Source organism: Pseudoalteromonas sp. S1727 (assembly GCF_005886375.1).
GTDB lineage: Bacteria > Pseudomonadota > Gammaproteobacteria > Enterobacterales > Alteromonadaceae > Pseudoalteromonas > Pseudoalteromonas haloplanktis.
In genome coordinates, this window is the sequence record NZ_PNDT01000081.1 from 22866 (window position 1) to 38361 (window position 15496).

Genomic DNA, 15496 nt, shown 5'->3' on the forward strand with positions numbered 1-15496 from the left:
CAATTCATTAATGCCTTGCACGGGGTTACGTACAAGGCATTGAGTATTACTTCTTGCCAGTCAGTTCTTCAACAATGGCATTCATCTCGAGTGGCATTTGCGCCAAAATAGCATCTTGGTCATTACCTAAAACCAGATCTTTTTCAATGTAAGAAATAACTTCTAGGTTTTTCACATTGATGATTCCGCCAAATGCTGTAACGCGTCTTACACCTGGTACTGGAATACCGCCCGTGCTATCTACGTGAAGTACAATAACGTTTTCAAAAGAAAAGTCTTTATCTTTGATTGCACCTGAGCTTTTTAGTGCTTTGGTTAACTTATCCATTGAGTATTGTAAATCAGTTGCGATTTGTTCACCGTAATAGTTAATTTGGTAATCACCTTTATTCGCACCACGGCGGATACTTTCACCTAGTGTCCATGAAAGGTTACCCACCACACTATAAAGTTGTTGCGCAGAAATAACTGATGCGCCGTATTTACCAGCAACACCGGCTGTGATTGCTAAACCTACTTCAGTATCATTTCCTGGTACACCATGCAGTGAAACCGGAAAAATCATTGCAGGGTTTGTGGTTGTAAACTCTACAGGTAGTTCATATTTGTTGTTTGTTTTAAGTTCTGTTGATACACAGCCAGTTAAAGCAAGTGATGCCGCAAGAGAGATAGTTGCAACGGTTTTCTTTAGATAAGCATTCATAAGGGGTCCTTTTTAATAGTGTTTAGCTTCCTAGGGCGGCGATTATACAAATGGTTGTTATATAAGCAATGCGTAAATTTTGCAGCAATTAAAGGTGCCGATTTTTTATTTTTATATGTGCAATTAAAAATAGGGCAGACTTATAAATATAAGGTACAAATAGAGTGGCTTGTTGCTGATATAGGGATGGTCAAACGAAGATGAAAAATATTCAATATCAATGTTTTGTTATATTGTAACGCTATGTTTTAACTGTATTTATATTGTATGCAGGGAATGTTTATGCTGTTTAATTATTGAAAGTGAGTCAACTAATTGGGAGGTTGAAGGAGTATTAAGAGTGAACTCCATTAATGTTTGTATAGAGTTTGTTGCTCAGATCATTACTTTAATTTTGCTTTAATCAATACCATAGCGTATTTTTAGATATTCTTACCACTGAGTTTTAAAGGAATTCTAATGAAAAAAGTAATTGGTATTGCGCTGATCTGTATTGGTGTTGCATTAGCTTTTTGGGGGTATGACATTTATGACTCAGCGAGTGCGCAAATAACTCGTACTCTCAATGGCGAAACACCACTTGAAGCTTGGGCCGCGATGGTTGGCGGGGCAGTGTGTATTGTGCTTGGTGCATTCAAAGTCAAAGGTTAAATTGGTCTCAGTTGCTATTTTTATCCATCATTAAATTGCAGTTTAAGCCATTGTTTGAGCTGCAGTATCTTCGTGTTTTCTGCTTTTTCTTTTGTGCTTGCAAAATGAAATTGTTGATGAGGATTTAGAATAGGTTCACCTATTTGCACCAGCATGCCATGTTTAATATCATCTTTTACAAACTGTTTATGGGTAACCAGTATACCTAACTGGCGCATAGCCGCTTGTGTTGCTTGCACTGATATATTGAAGGTTAAGTTTTTATGCTGCTGTGGTAAAGGGAGTTTTTGGGCGTCACACCAAACTTGCCAATCGGTATGCCGACGCGGGTTTTGAACAAAAATAGCAGGGTACTTACTCAGTATGGTTTTTAGGCATTGCGTTGTATCGAGTAGCTGTGGGCTGCATACCAAAATGAGTTCATCATCACCTAACTTTTCACACGCGTAGTTACTCCAGTCATTGGCATTACCGTGAATTAATGCAACATCGACCCCTTGATGATCTAGGTTAAACCCACCAACTAAATTAGATAAGCGCACATCCAGCTCGGGTGCATAGGCCTGTAGCTCTGCAACGCGGGGTATCCACCAATGTAGCGCCATAGAATTAACCATGTTTAATGTTAAATGATTATCGGCTTGTGCTTTGGAAACTTCATCACTGGCGGCGATAATTTCGCGCAAAGCAGGCTGTACTCGCTGATAATAACGCCTACCTGTATCGTTTAATTCAACACGACGACCCACTCGGTTAAATAACGGTGTATTGAGTTGTGACTCAAGTGACTTTATTGCTTGGCTTACCGCTGAATGACTTATATGTAGTTGCTGTGCGGCAAGCACCATACTGCCAGTTTGCGCCACGGCAACAAAGCTGTGTAATGATTTTAATGGGATCGAATGAGCCATACTTTCTCTTTATTAAGTTTTACTTACAGGTTTGTACACTATTACTCGCTTTTTAATTTTCTGCTTCCACGCTACTTTAGCGACCATATTTATCTTAAGCTTATTATTCTCAATGTAAAATGCATTTTTTGGTTGAGGGTGGGGGTGTTATGGTTGCTATATTACGGCCTAGTATGTTTATGCTGTTGTCCACATTTACTTTAGCGTTGAACGGTTTGTTGTCAAAGTTTTTAACGGTTCATTTTAGTGACGCTATTTTAGTGATGCTACGCTTACTGTTACCTGCCTTAGTAATGCTAATTTTCGCTGCATGCAGTCACTGGGTTGTGCCTGATAAAGCAGCGGTGCGAGCATTTACCCTACGGGCTATTTTTATTGCCAGCTGTCAAAGTTGTTTTATGCTGGCATTAAGTCATTTGACGTTAATTGAAGCGGTGGTGTTATTTAGTACAGGACCGCTATTTATTCCGTTATTAGAGCGGTTTTTTTATAAAACCAAAATTAGCTGGCTGGTCATGCCGACTTTAATGTTGATGATCATTGGTGTCGCGATGCAAAATTTAACCGTGCAAGGGATAACGTGGCGTTGGGAATTATTAATTGGTTTAGCTGCGGGGTTTTTAAATGGCTGTTCGCAAGTGGCATTATTTAAAGCCAGTAAGATTGACTTACCCGTGTTGGTGATCAATGGCTGGTGTTTTGCAATTGCGAGTTTATTGGTATTACCCGTGATGCTGATGTTTACAAGTCAGTATGAATATCAACATAGCTTAGAGTTGCTGGTTAGTTTTGAACAAGGGATCCCACTTTTATTGGTATTTTTGGGGTTGTCGACAGCATCCACGCAGTTCTTTCGTTCTAAGGCGTATCGTTTAGTTGATTCTAATTCAGAGCTGGCGCCGTTGATCTACACAAATTTAATTTTTGCGATGGTGTTTCAATTAATGTTTTTCGATACGTCAATGAGTGTGATGCAAATATCAGGGACTGGGTTGATAGTGCTTGCTACATTGTTAAACACATTTGCGCCACATTATTTTAAACGGGATAAAGCACAAAAAGGAATAATCTAAAAGGGTAGGAAGGTGTTCCCCAAGTATGCGGCACTCGGTGTCAGTCCTGAAACCATAAGGTTTCAGGGCGGGGATCTGCGGTTTACCGTAGGCTTCTCGGTACATGCCGAGCTTGCACAATAGTAGACGAACAGAAACCCTAACATAAAATTTATCGGCTCAGGGACTTAACCAAGCTCCAACACCCTAGGGAACAACTTCAGTATATAAGACATAATCCATTCCTTACACCCCAAATTGAAAAAACTTATACTGTTTGCGTAGTTTTTCGGCGCTGGTAACGGCGCATTTACTTTTTGGATTGCTTTTTGACCTCAATCATACTTTTCATTGGAGTTGCTATTTATCGAGTGGTAGCATTAACTTAATTAGCCAAGCGAAAGATGCCAGCATGAACGAATTACCAGATTACCAACAAGCTCAATTATTACTTGAGAAAAACGAAATTTTTGTCACTCCTGCAGAAGCCCATGGTGTGATCAGTGGCTTACTCGCCTGTGGTTTGAATATTGAAGCCAAAGAGTACCTCGGACTATTAAGCGATGTATTTAATGATGGTCAATCATTTAGCCACGACCTAAAAGAATTTTTTGCGGTGATTTATAAGCAGGTAGTGGCCAGTTTTAACGACGAAGAATTTCAATTTGATTTATTTTTACCAAGCGATGATGAAACCTTAATTGATCAAGCCAATGGCTTAGTTTCGTGGGTGGCCGGATTTATGCTTGGTTTTGGTTTAAAACAAAAAGATTACGGCACACTGTCGGCTGATGTCAAAGAAGTGATCAGCGACTTTAGCGAAATTACCCGCTTAGACACTATGTTTGATGAAACTGAAGAAGACAGCCAAGCTCTGCATGAAGTGGTTGAATATGTGCGTGTTTCGGCGTTGTTATGTTTTGCAGAGTTAGGTCAAGAGCAAGCAGCAAAAAGCACTAAAAAAACACTCCATTAAATTGCTAAAACAGAGTTGAGTATGCCGACAGTGAGTATTGATAAAGCAGAGTTTAAAGCACGCCGCGAACGTTTATTAGCGATGATGGATCCAAATAGCGTGGCTATCATTGCTGGTGCGAGTGAAGTGACTCGTAGCCGTGATACCGAGTATGCATTTCGCCAAGACAGTGATTTTTATTATCTAACGGGTTTTAATGAACCTGATGCTGTATTGGTTCTTTGTCCAAGCAGTGAAACACCCAGTACACTGTTTTGTTTGAATAAAGATAAATTGGCTGAAATTTGGCATGGTCGCCGTATTGGTTTTGAAAAAGCAAAAACAGAGTATTTATTCGACCAAACCTGTGCACTGAGTGAGCTAGATGAACAATTATTGAATTTGGTGAACGGCCAGCAGATTTTATTTTATGCACAAGGCACTTATCCGCAGTTTGATGACAAAGTGTGGGGGTTATTAAATACTCTGCGTGGCGCGCCTAAAAAAGGCTACAAAGCACCGCACACCATTAAAGATATTCGTGGCTTAGTGCATGAAATGCGCTTGTTTAAATCAGCAGCTGAAGTAGCAATTATGCGCAAAGCATGCGAGATCAGTGCGCAAGGCCATATTCGCGCGATGCAATTTGCTCAAGCTGGCGCTACTGAATATCAATTAGAAGCAGAGCTTCATCACCATTATGCAATGCACGGTGCTCGTCATCCAGCTTACGGTACTATTGTTGGTAGCGGCGATAACGCCAATATATTGCATTACACCGCTAACAGCGATGTGCTCACTGAGGGTGACTTAGTATTGATTGACTCAGGGGCTGAACTACAAGGTTACGCGGCTGATATTACCCGTACCTTCCCAGTTAATGGCAAGTTTAGTGAACCTCAAGCGCAGCTTTATAACATTGTTTTAGCGGCGCAAGAAGCGGCATTTACTGAAGTTAAACCCGGTGGCAGCTTATCTAAGGCGAACCAATTAGCGATGACGGTATTAACTCAAGGCTTACTGGACTTAGGGATTTTACAAGGTGAATTACAAGAGCTACTTGATAACCAAGCCTGTAAGGCATTTTATATGCATGGCTTGGGTCATTGGCTTGGCCTTGATGTGCATGATGTTGGTGACTACAAACAAGATGAAAAAGAGCGCCCATTTGCACCTGGCATGGTGCTGACAATTGAGCCTGGGCTGTACATTAGCCTTGATGCCAAAGCGCCAGAGCAATATAAAGGTATTGGTATTCGTATTGAGGATAACCTATTAGTGACTGAGCAAGGCCACGAGAATTTAACTGTTAGTGTGCCAAAAAGCATTAGTGAGATAGAGGCCGTTATGAACATGGCCAAGGGCTAGGAGCAAACGTGGCAAAGCAGTTTGATGTAGTCATTATAGGTGGTGGTCTAGCTGGCGCGAGCTGTGCCTTGAGTTTAGCGAAATTAGCACCAGCGCTGAGCATTGCGGTTATTGAAGCGAATAACCCTGCTGCTGAGCACCACCCCAGTTTTGATGATCGCAGTATTGCACTTGCTCAGCAGTCAGTGCAATTTTTACGACAGCTTAATCTATTCAACCCAACAGCGAGTTTCTCGACTGCGATAAAGAACGTGACGGTTTCAGATCGTGGCCATTTTGGTAAAACCCATATTGATTGCCAAGAATTTAACCAATCGGCATTAGGTTATGTGGTTGAGGTTAATCCATTTGGCCGCTCTTTACACCAGTTACTAACGCACTCCAAGGCGGAGCTTTTTTGCCCCGACAGTGTGGCAAGTTTAAGTTACCAGCAAGACTATGCCGCTATAACTCTAAACTCTGGGCAGCAAATTCAAGCCGCGTTAGTGGTAATTGCCGATGGTGCGCAATCGCCAACACGGCAATTAGCCAACCTTAATTTTACGACCGAAGCTTATTCACAAGGGGCAGTCATCGCCAATATTGAAGTTGCAGATGGTCATCACCACCATGCTTTTGAGCGATTTACGGAGCAGGGGCCAATGGCACTGTTGCCAATGAGCAAGAATCGTTACTCATTGGTGTGGTGTATGCAGCCGCAGCAAGTGAGTGAGCATATGTCACTCACTGACGACGCGTTTTTAACAGCACTACACACGGCATTTGGTTATCGAGCTGGGCAATTCACTAAAGTCGGTATGCGGGCAAACTATCCGTTAGTATATGGTCGCGCCGAGTCGTTAATCGCGCATCGCACTGTGTTGATCGGTAATGCAGGACATGCAATTCATCCCATTGCAGGACAAGGGTTTAACTTAGGCCTGCGCGATGTACAAGTATTGTGTGACCTTGTTAAAAGCAAACAGCCGCTGGGGAGTTATGCGTTTACCCGCGATTACGCCAAACAACGCAGCCAAGATATAAGTACAGTGATGACCTTGACCGATGGGCTAGTTCGATTATTTTCAAATAGCTCGCGATTACTCGCTTTAGGGCGTAGTTGCGGTTTATTCTCAATGGATTTATGTTCTTCATTAAAAACCCCACTGGCCAAGCAATTAATGGGGCAAGTTAAACAAGGTAAACGACTATGAAACAAGCGCAAGTATGTGTTGTGGGTGGCGGCTGCGTTGGCTTAACTCTCGCGCTAGGATTGGCTAAAGCAAATATCAGCGTGGTGGTTATTGATGCAGCAGCAAAGCAAATGTTACCTGAGGCTGATTATGCTCTGCGAGTGAGTGCATTGAGCTTAGCTAGCCAAGCGTTACTTGAATCACTCAATGTATGGCCTGAAATTATCGCTCAGCGAGCATGTGCGTACACGCATATGGATGTACGTGATCAAGACAGTTTTGGAAAAATAGCGTTTAATAGTGCTGAATTAGATTTACCTCAGTTAGGTCATATTGTTGAAAACGATATTATTCGTTATGCGTTGATCAAAGAGCTCGAAAACTATAGTCACGCAACACTGATGTTTGCTACACGCTATCAACAAATTCACCAAAGCGATAGTGACGTATTTATAACACTTGACTCTGGCGAACCTGTTATTGCCAAATTGCTGGTGGCGGCCGATGGTGCAAATTCAGCAATTCGCAAACAGTTTAACTTGCCAATCACTTTTAAAGACTATGATCATAACGCCATTGTCGCAACGGTAAAAACAGCAGAGCCCCATAACTACACCGCTCGCCAAGTGTTTCTACCTAGCGGGCCATTAGCATTTTTACCATTGCCTGATAGCAACACTCACTCAATTGTGTGGTCAACGAGTCCTGAGCATTGTCAGCAGTTATTGGCAATGGACAATGCAGATTTTAATAAAGCGGTTATGGCGGCCCTTGATGGCCAATGTGGCTTATGCGAAGTACAAAGTGAACGTGCAGCATTCCCGCTTAAAATGCGTTACGCACAAAAATGGGTAGAGGGCAAAGTGGTGTTAATAGGCGATGCGGCACACACCATTCACCCTTTGGCAGGGTTAGGCATGAACTTAGGCCTTAAAGATGCCGCCTATTTAATTGAGTTGTTAAGCTCGCAACAAGGCGAGTTTGCCAATGAGCGGTTATTGCGAGATTACGAACGTACCCGTAAACTAGATGCACAAAAACACATAGCCATGATGCAAGGCTTAAAAGAGCTGTTTGCAGGTACTAACCCACTTAAAAAATTCGTCCGTGGCGTAGGTTTAACTATGGTTGATAATGTTGCCCCAATTAAGCAGCTGTTTGCAAAACAAGCGCTAGGGAAATAGTAAAACTAGCTGTTTATACAAGAGATTTTTGCCGTAGGCGTTTTCTAAATTGCGAAGGAGTTGAACCTTTTAGAGCGAGAAAGCGCCGATTAAAGTTAGAAATGTTCTTAAATCCACACTGATCACTAATGGCGGTAATAGCGCGATTAGTGTTGATCAATTCTTTACAGGCTTTGCCGATCCTCAACTGATTAATAAATTCAGTTAATGTGCGTTCCATGCGCTTTTTAAAAAAGCGATGAAAATGGTTAGTGCTCATATGTGCCATCGTAGCGAGCTGTTCAGCGCTGAGCGATTCAGTGTAATGCTGGTAAATATATTCAACCACCTTCTCAAATTTATCCCGTGCTGGGTCACTCTTATCTAAATAGTTAAATGTTGAGCTCGATAGTGTGCGTGCTTCACTGTCTTTGCTTAATAAGTACAATAGTTTAAACAACCCCAAATACTGTTCAAGCGGCTCTGCTTGCTCAATCTGCTCAAAAATAGCTTTCGCTTTAACTGCAGTGGATAAGGAAAACTTTAAACCTCTAAATGCGGTAATAAGCATTGGTTCTAAGACTGCAAATTCAGGGTGACTTGCTACTTGTTGTTGGAGCCATTTCTTTGGTATTTGCGCTACATGTACAACTTGAGGGCTGTCATCGTGATTAGCGGATGATTGCCAAGTATGCGGTAAGTCAGGTCCTAAAATTACTAAATCTAATTCTGCATAAGGTGCTATATAGTCACCAATATGACAAACGCCGCGGCTGTTAAGTGTTAAGCAAATTTCAAACTCAGGATGGTAATGCCAATTAAATGGAATAAAATCAATTGTATACTTACAATACCGCCATGATGAATTGGTATTAGGAATGACTTTTTCACACATAGCCCGCATTTTTCTCTCCTTATTATTATTATTTTGAAGATAAAAACAGCTTTTAGCAGAGTGGTCAAGCGTTAGGTATCCGCCTTTAGTATTAGCGTGATAATTCATCAACTCCCTAACGATAGTTGAAAAGTATCATAACTTCATAGATAAGTGCCGCATAAAAATTATTCAAGGTGCAGACTAAATACTCCATTTAGAGTGGTGATCACACCCCTTTGAATCATTTTGTTTGTATGCCCACAAACCATTTGAGATCACCACTGTGCTTATAATTTTAGGTAGAACAACAATGAAGCCACATTATTTTATCGTTGCACTGGTACTGTGCACTTTTTTTGTTATTTCGTTTATAACAAACTTATTAGCGCCGATTTTTCCGGCACTTATTGATAGCTATAAAATTGGTTTAACTTTAGCAGGATTATTTCCGTTTGCCTTTTTTATAGCTTATGGCGTGATGTCTATTCCTGCGGGATTATTAGTACAGCGCATAGGCGAGAGAAAAGTCATGTTAATCGCGTTCACAATCGCCTTTATAGGCTGTGTATTGTTTGTGTGGTTACCGGTATTTTTGGTCGCGATGGCGGCACTTTTTTTAATTGGCACTGCAATGGCATTTTTGCAGGTCGCGATTAATCCATTATTGAGAGCGGGTGGCGGATCTAAACATTTTGCGGTATTTTCGGTTGCTGCTCAGTTGATGTTTGGCGCAGCTGCGGCACTTTCACCGTTAGTTTACAGCGCGATAACTCAGTCTAGCTCATCATTTTCCAGCCAATTAATGCACTTAGTGCCAACGAATATGAGTTGGTTGAGTATGTATGTGATTTTTGCCGTGATTTGTCTAATCATGTTAATCACAGTGGCCATTGCACCGATAAAGAGGCTTGAAAATACAGCTATCAACAAGCCGGTCTCTATTAAGCAAAGTATTGCTTTATTAACCGATAGCACAGTACTTAAGTTTTTCTTTGCGATTGTCGCCTATGTTGCACTAGAGCAAGGGGTTGCAAATTCTATATCGGTATTTTTACAACGTTATCATCAAATTGATCCCTCAGTGCAAGGTGCACAGGTGGTTAGCCAGTTTTGGTTAGCACTGACTTTAGGCTGCTTATTAGGCATTGTGTTACTTAAGTTATTCGATGCAAAAACGGTATTGCTGGGCTTTAGCATAGGCGCAGGGCTAAGTTTACTATGTGGATTATTTGGTAGTACATCAATTGCACTGTTAGCTTTCCCGTGTGTTGGCTTCTTTTTATCAATTATGTGGTCAGTGATTTTTTCATTGGCATTAAACTCAGTGTCGCAAAATCATGGTGCTGTATCAGGCATTTTATGTACAGGTATCGTTGGTGGCGCATTTGCCTCCCCAATTGTTGGCGGGCTTAGTGAACTCAGTGGTAGTTTACAGCTCTCATTACTGATTTTGCTGTTACCCCTTGGCTATATCTTTAGTGTTGGTATTTGGGCTGCACCACTTGTGAAAAATCATACCTTTAAGTTTGCTCGAAAAGTATCAAGCAACAAAAAAATTCAACCACATACACATTAAAATAGACAGGGGCTGTAATGTCACAAACTTTACTCTGTGTCGACTTGGGCGGCACAAAAGCACTGGTAGCAAAAGTCACGGCTGTTGGTGTAATTGAAAAACGTTATTTTGATGTTGATAGTAATGCAAGCAAAGCACAAATGAATGAATTTTTGTGCAAAATTATTGAGCAAGTTATTGATAGTAGTTGTCAGGGCATCGTTATCGGCGTCCCCAGTATGGTATTGATGGAAACTGGGGAGGTGATCGAAACCGTTAATATTCCAGATTGGAAAAACGTGCAACTCAAGCCACTACTTAGAGAGTATTTTAACTTGCCGGTACTGGTTCATAACGACGCCAACTGCTTTGCGATGGGGGAATTCAGCCAAGGGCGCTTTAATGCCGATACAAATTTAATTGGCATTTGTTTGGGCACAGGGTTGGGGGCAGGGGTGGTACTAAATGGTCAACTTTATACAGGGAAGCACTCTGCAGCGGGTGAATTTGGCAGTTTTGCTTATCGAAACGGGATCATTGAAAACTATACCTCTGGGCAGTTTTTTATTGAGCAAGGCACAACGGGAAAGCTGCTTTATGAGCGTGCTCTTGCCAATGATGTAGACGCGCAAGCACAGTTTTCAGAGTTTGGTAAACACTTAGCGCATGCAATAAACCAAGTGATTTTAGCCTTTGATCCAGATGTTATTACCTTAGGGGGCTCTGTTGCAAAAGCGTCAGCTTACTTCTTACCGAGTTTGCGAGGCCAGTTAGCTAAGTTAGTTAACCCAATTATTTTTCACGCTTTAGATATTCGCGTCAGCACACTTGGTGATGATGCACCATTACTAGGTGGTTATGCTTTATTTGTTAATGAAATCAATTATAAACAACAATTAGGAGCTAATTATGCGTAGCTTTTTACTGCTTATTGGTAGCCTTAGCTCTACGACTGCTATGGCTACATCACTGAGCCAAGACACGCTTGATACATTTGCACAGCAGTTATCAGTTCAGTATGAACTGATATCGGCAAAGCCCGAAAAGTGCCCAGAGCCTTATGCTAGCTGTTATTTATCGCGGTTAACCTTTAGTACACCCGTTGAAATTAACAGCAATCAGTGGTCGATTTATTTCAGTCAGTTAATGCCAATTTATCACACTGATTCGAGCCAATTTAGTATTACTCATATCAATGGTGATTTACACCAGCTAAAACCAACCGCTGTATTTTCTGGTTTCACAGCAGATCAACCCATCAGTATTGAGTTTTATACACAAGATTCGCAAATTACTCGTTCTGAATTTATGCCTAATTACTTATTAGCCAGTAAAGGGCTTACGAGTCGTGTGATCAACAGTACCAAAACCAGTATAGATCCACAAACTCAGTTAGAGTTACAACCTTATTTGGCTGAGTTTTTAACACTCGATCAATTACAGATCAGTAAAGAGGATGCTACGCCGTGGATGGGCGCAGCGTATTTATACGAAAATGAATCTCGGCCAACATTACCACAGGCGCCGCTTAGTCTGATCCCTAAGCCTATGTCCTTGCAAAAACTCAGTGGTGATGGAGTTAACTTAAGCCAAGGCATTAACGTCATCGGGCTTGATGAACAGCAACTAAAACTCAGTGCGGCGTTTGGGCGCTTAGCGCAATTGGGAGTAAAGCAAAATGAGTTAGGAATTACGACCTCTATCAGCTTAGGTTTAAGCTCCCCGCACAGTGAAGCCTACGAATTACAGATAAAAGATCAAAAAATTACCATTAAAGCGAATACTGACAGCGGGGCGTTTTACGCATTGCAAAGCCTTGCAGGGCTCATTAGTGTTGATGATCTAACAATTCCTGCGCTAAGCATAACAGATGCACCTCGTTACTCATTTAGAGGCATGCATATTGATGTAGCGCGAAACTTTCGCTCTAAAGCATTTATTTTAAATACCATAGAGCAAATGGCAGCGTATAAACTCAATAAACTACACCTACATTTAGCCGATGACGAAGGTTGGCGATTAGCGATTAATGATTTGCCAGAGCTGACCGATGTAGGGGCTAAGCGTTGTTTAGACTTAACCGAGCAACAATGCTTATTGCCGCAGCTAGGCGCGGGGCTGGATAGTTCCTCGGCGGTAAATGGCTACTATAGCCAAGCTGATTACATTGAAATACTGAAGTATGCACAAGCGCATTTTATTGAAGTGATCCCATCTTTTGATATGCCTGGTCACTCACGAGCAGCGATTGTTGCCATGGAGGCGCGCTTTAATCGTTTGACTGCACAAGGAAATAACGTAGCAGCGGCCAAGTATAGGCTGAGAGAGCCTGAAGATAAAACACGATATAGTTCAATACAACACTATAACGATAACACCTTGAATGTGTGTTTAGATTCAACGTACCAATTTATTGATAAAGTCCTTAATGAAGTTAACACATTACATATTAAAGCAGGTGTGCCGTTTAAGACTTACCATATTGGCGCAGATGAAACCGCTGGTGCTTGGCTTGATTCGCCCAGCTGTAAAGCATTACAAGCACAACAACCTACCTTGCACTCATTTAATGGTTACTTTATTGAAAAAATAAGCGCTCTGGTTGCTAGTAAAGGTTTAAAAGTAGCTGGCTGGAGTGATGGTATGAGTGATGTGGAACTTGCCAATATGCCTAACAATGTGCAATCAAATGCTTGGGCAACACTTAGTGAAAGTGGCCACGAAGTGGCTCATCGTCATGCTAATCAAGGTTGGGATGTAGTGCTATCAAGCCCGGATGTTACTTACTTTGATTTTCCTTATCAGTCACACCCACAGGAGCCCGGAAATCATTGGGCTAGCCGCGCTATTGATAGTCAAAAAGTGTTCTCATTTATGCCAGACAACTTACCAGCACATGCTGAAATTTGGCGCTCGGTAAGAAATCATCATTACAGTGCTGATGATCGTAAAACGATACGCACAAAGCCTTTTATAGGTTTGCAAGGGCATTTGTGGTCAGAGCTAATTCGCAGTGATCAGCAAGCAGAATATATGCTCTACCCAAGATTATTAGCATTGGCAGAACGTGCTTGGCATAAAGCACCGTGGGAACTCGAATATAATAAACAGGGTACTAAATATGATCAACATAGCGATTATTTTAATGTTGATTTACAGCAACAAAAAGAGGCTGATTGGCAACGTTTTGCTGCACTGGTGGGGTTTAAAGAGTTAGCGAAGTTGGAACACGTTGGCCGTTTTTACCGCCTACCAAGTGTCGCGGCACGAGTTACTAATAATGGTGTAGACGCATTTGTGCCGTATCCAGGGCTTACTATTGAGTATCAAAATAGTGTAGGTAATTGGCTTTTGTATAATGCAGCGAATAAACCTGCCTTGGTGCAACAAGTGCGCGCTATATCAGTTAATGGTTTGCGCAAGGGGCGTGCACTCAAAGTAGATTAATCAATACACTCAATCTATAAAGCCGTGCGAAAGGTAAGCGTACGGCTTTTTCACATTTAAATTTAAATGATAGCGCTGTCATTTTTGTTGGTGTATGATTAATTTTATGTAATAAAAATGGTTTTAGTATTGCTGTACCGTTAAAGAATTTTCGCACAAATACTAAAATAATTAATTAAAATAAACTGTTGAGATAAAACTATGGAAGCAACCGTCGAATGTGAAGCAAATACTAAACATAGTATTTGGCTACCGATGACATTGGCAGGGTCAATGTTTTTTATTTTAGGGTGTATAACTTGGCTAAATGGTGCCATTACGCCATTTTTACAACAAATGCTGGTGTTATCACCACTGCAAGCATCGTTTATTATTTCTTCATTTTACATCGCGGTTACAGTTGCAGGCATTCCTTCAGCGATGTTGATCAAGCGAGTGGGCTATAAAAATGGTATGGCAATTGGTTGTGCTGTGATGGCCGCTTCTGCCTTGATGTATATTCCTGCCGCTAAAATGCAGATGATTGAAATATTTTTATTCGCACAGCTAATGATAGGTGTTGGCCAAACAATCCTGCAAACAGCGGTAAATCCGTATGTAGTTAAAATTGGCCCTGAAAAATCAGCTGCGGTAAGGGTTTGTATTGTAGGTTTATTGAATAAATTTGCTGGGGTTATTGTTCCTGTTATTTTTGCTGCGGTAGTTGTTACTGGCGTGGTTGATGGTAGCGGCCAACTTTCGCAACAGCAAAAAGATATCATGGCAGATAGCTTAGTAATGCCTTATGTGCTGATTGCAGGATTGATTTTCTTATTTGCAGCCTTTGCCAAACTTGTGCCACTGCCAGATTTAGTGTTTGAAGAGTCTGAAGGTAATAGTAAAGGTGAAATAAAAGAAGCATTACAACATCCTCACTTAGTGTTGGGGGTAGTGGCAATTGCGCTATATGTTGCAGTTGAAGTTATTTCAGCAGATACCATTGGCTCTTATGCGCTGCAAATTGGTATTGCTGATTACTCAGTGATGACCTCATATACCATGGCGTGTATGCTGATTGGTTATGCCATCGGTATTGCACTTATTCCTCGTTTTATGTCGCAGCAAAGTGCGCTTACAATGTCAGGCATCGCGGGTATAGTTACGGTGTTTGCAGTGGTTATGGGAAGTAATGATTCGTTTGTTATAGCAAACCTGTTGTTAGTACCATTTGGTGGCCCTGAACTACCAGACCCGCTTTTATGCATCGCATTACTTGGTTTTGCTAATGCTATGATGTGGCCGGCAATTTGGCCCTTAGCCCTAGCTGGCTTAGGTCGCTTAACTGGTACTGCTTCTGGTTTATTAATCATGGGTATTGCAGGTGGTGCGTTAGGCCCATTATTAATTGGCCTAGGTAACGTAGCTGGTTTAGGTGCTCAAGGTGCATATACGGTGATGCTGCCAAGTTATATCTTCATCTTATTTTATGCGCTTAAAGGCCATAAAATGAGAAGTTGGAAGTAGATTAAAGTTGGCTCGTTAAGAAAGTTTGTAAGTGAGCAAAAGCGCGATTTATAACACATCGCGCTTTTTTATGCCTGAAGATCGGGTTTAGCCGAAAAAAGCACTGAAGTTTGAGGTTACTGATCTGTTTTATTTATGC

Annotated in this window: 13 protein-coding genes and 1 other RNA gene; 10 read left to right on the forward strand and 4 right to left on the reverse strand. The window is 41.4% G+C overall.

The genetic code is table 11. The features are described from left to right. Positions 1–46 precede the first annotated feature (46 nt). Positions 47–703 carry a hypothetical protein gene (locus CWB85_RS16710; protein WP_016708719.1) on the reverse strand — a complete coding sequence of 219 codons (657 nt, stop codon included), beginning with the start codon at positions 701–703 and terminating at the stop codon, positions 47–49. 459 nt (positions 704–1162) lie between these two features. Here CWB85_RS16710 and CWB85_RS16715 point away from each other — a divergent pair, with 459 nt between their 5' ends. After that, positions 1163–1354, forward strand: coding sequence for a DUF3185 family protein (locus tag CWB85_RS16715; RefSeq protein ID WP_016708720.1), 192 nt, complete (start codon positions 1163–1165; stop codon positions 1352–1354). Between the two features lie 20 nt (positions 1355–1374). Here the strand turns inward: CWB85_RS16715 and CWB85_RS16720 are convergent, their stop codons facing one another. Beyond that, positions 1375–2265: a LysR substrate-binding domain-containing protein gene (locus tag CWB85_RS16720; RefSeq protein WP_138555497.1), complete on the reverse strand. Its 891-nt coding sequence runs from the start codon at positions 2263–2265 to the stop codon at positions 1375–1377. Between the two features lie 149 nt (positions 2266–2414). On the opposite strand from CWB85_RS16720, the gene CWB85_RS16725 reads away from it, so the two are divergent. Then, complete coding sequence (locus CWB85_RS16725; RefSeq protein ID WP_249314897.1) at positions 2415–3338, forward strand: DMT family transporter; 924 nt, start codon at positions 2415–2417, stop codon at positions 3336–3338. A gap of 12 nt (positions 3339–3350) precedes the next feature. Here CWB85_RS16725 and ssrS read toward each other — a convergent pair. Beyond that, positions 3351–3534, reverse strand: a non-coding RNA gene (gene ssrS / locus CWB85_RS16730) — 6S RNA. Between the two features lie 195 nt (positions 3535–3729). Here ssrS and CWB85_RS16735 point away from each other — a divergent pair. Genes CWB85_RS16735 through CWB85_RS16750 form a run of 4 tightly spaced genes read left to right on the forward strand, consistent with a single transcriptional unit; the run spans position 3730 to position 7996 of the window. Next, positions 3730–4293, forward strand: coding sequence for a UPF0149 family protein (locus tag CWB85_RS16735; RefSeq protein WP_016708723.1), 564 nt, complete (start codon positions 3730–3732; stop codon positions 4291–4293). Positions 4294–4314: 21 nt separating this feature from the next. Then, positions 4315–5640 carry a Xaa-Pro aminopeptidase gene (gene pepP / locus CWB85_RS16740; RefSeq protein ID WP_016708724.1) on the forward strand — a complete coding sequence of 442 codons (1326 nt, stop codon included), beginning with the start codon at positions 4315–4317 and terminating at the stop codon, positions 5638–5640. Between the two features lie 8 nt (positions 5641–5648). Continuing rightward, positions 5649–6833, forward strand: coding sequence for a 2-octaprenyl-6-methoxyphenyl hydroxylase (gene ubiH, locus CWB85_RS16745; protein WP_138555499.1), 1185 nt, complete (start codon positions 5649–5651; stop codon positions 6831–6833). After that, positions 6830–7996 (forward strand): FAD-dependent monooxygenase, encoded by a 1167-nt coding sequence (locus CWB85_RS16750; protein WP_016708726.1) that lies wholly within the window; start codon positions 6830–6832, stop codon positions 7994–7996. Before ubiH ends, CWB85_RS16750 begins: the two co-directional genes overlap by 4 nt. Positions 7997–8009: 13 nt before the next feature. Here CWB85_RS16750 and CWB85_RS16755 read toward each other — a convergent pair whose 3' ends face one another. After that, entirely contained in the window at positions 8010–8879 is an 870-nt protein-coding gene (locus CWB85_RS16755; RefSeq protein WP_016708727.1) for an AraC family transcriptional regulator, read from the reverse strand. A gap of 283 nt (positions 8880–9162) precedes the next feature. Here CWB85_RS16755 and CWB85_RS16760 point away from each other — a divergent pair, with 283 nt between their 5' ends. From CWB85_RS16760 to nagP, 4 genes are all read left to right on the forward strand, one after another. Further along, positions 9163–10428: an MFS transporter gene (locus CWB85_RS16760; RefSeq protein ID WP_138555500.1), complete on the forward strand. Its 1266-nt coding sequence runs from the start codon at positions 9163–9165 to the stop codon at positions 10426–10428. 17 nt (positions 10429–10445) lie between these two features. After that, on the forward strand, positions 10446–11324 hold the full coding sequence (locus CWB85_RS16765; RefSeq protein WP_138555501.1) for an ROK family protein: 879 nt from the start codon (positions 10446–10448) through the stop codon (positions 11322–11324). Continuing rightward, on the forward strand, positions 11317–13854 hold the full coding sequence (locus tag CWB85_RS16770) for a family 20 glycosylhydrolase (RefSeq protein ID WP_138555502.1): 2538 nt from the start codon (positions 11317–11319) through the stop codon (positions 13852–13854). The genes CWB85_RS16765 and CWB85_RS16770 overlap by 8 nt, the downstream gene beginning before the upstream one ends. 201 nt (positions 13855–14055) lie before the next feature. Then, a complete protein-coding gene (nagP, locus tag CWB85_RS16775; protein ID WP_138555503.1) occupies positions 14056–15357 on the forward strand; it encodes an N-acetylglucosamine MFS transporter NagP in 1302 nt (433 codons plus the stop codon). Positions 15358–15496: the final 139 nt, after the last annotated feature.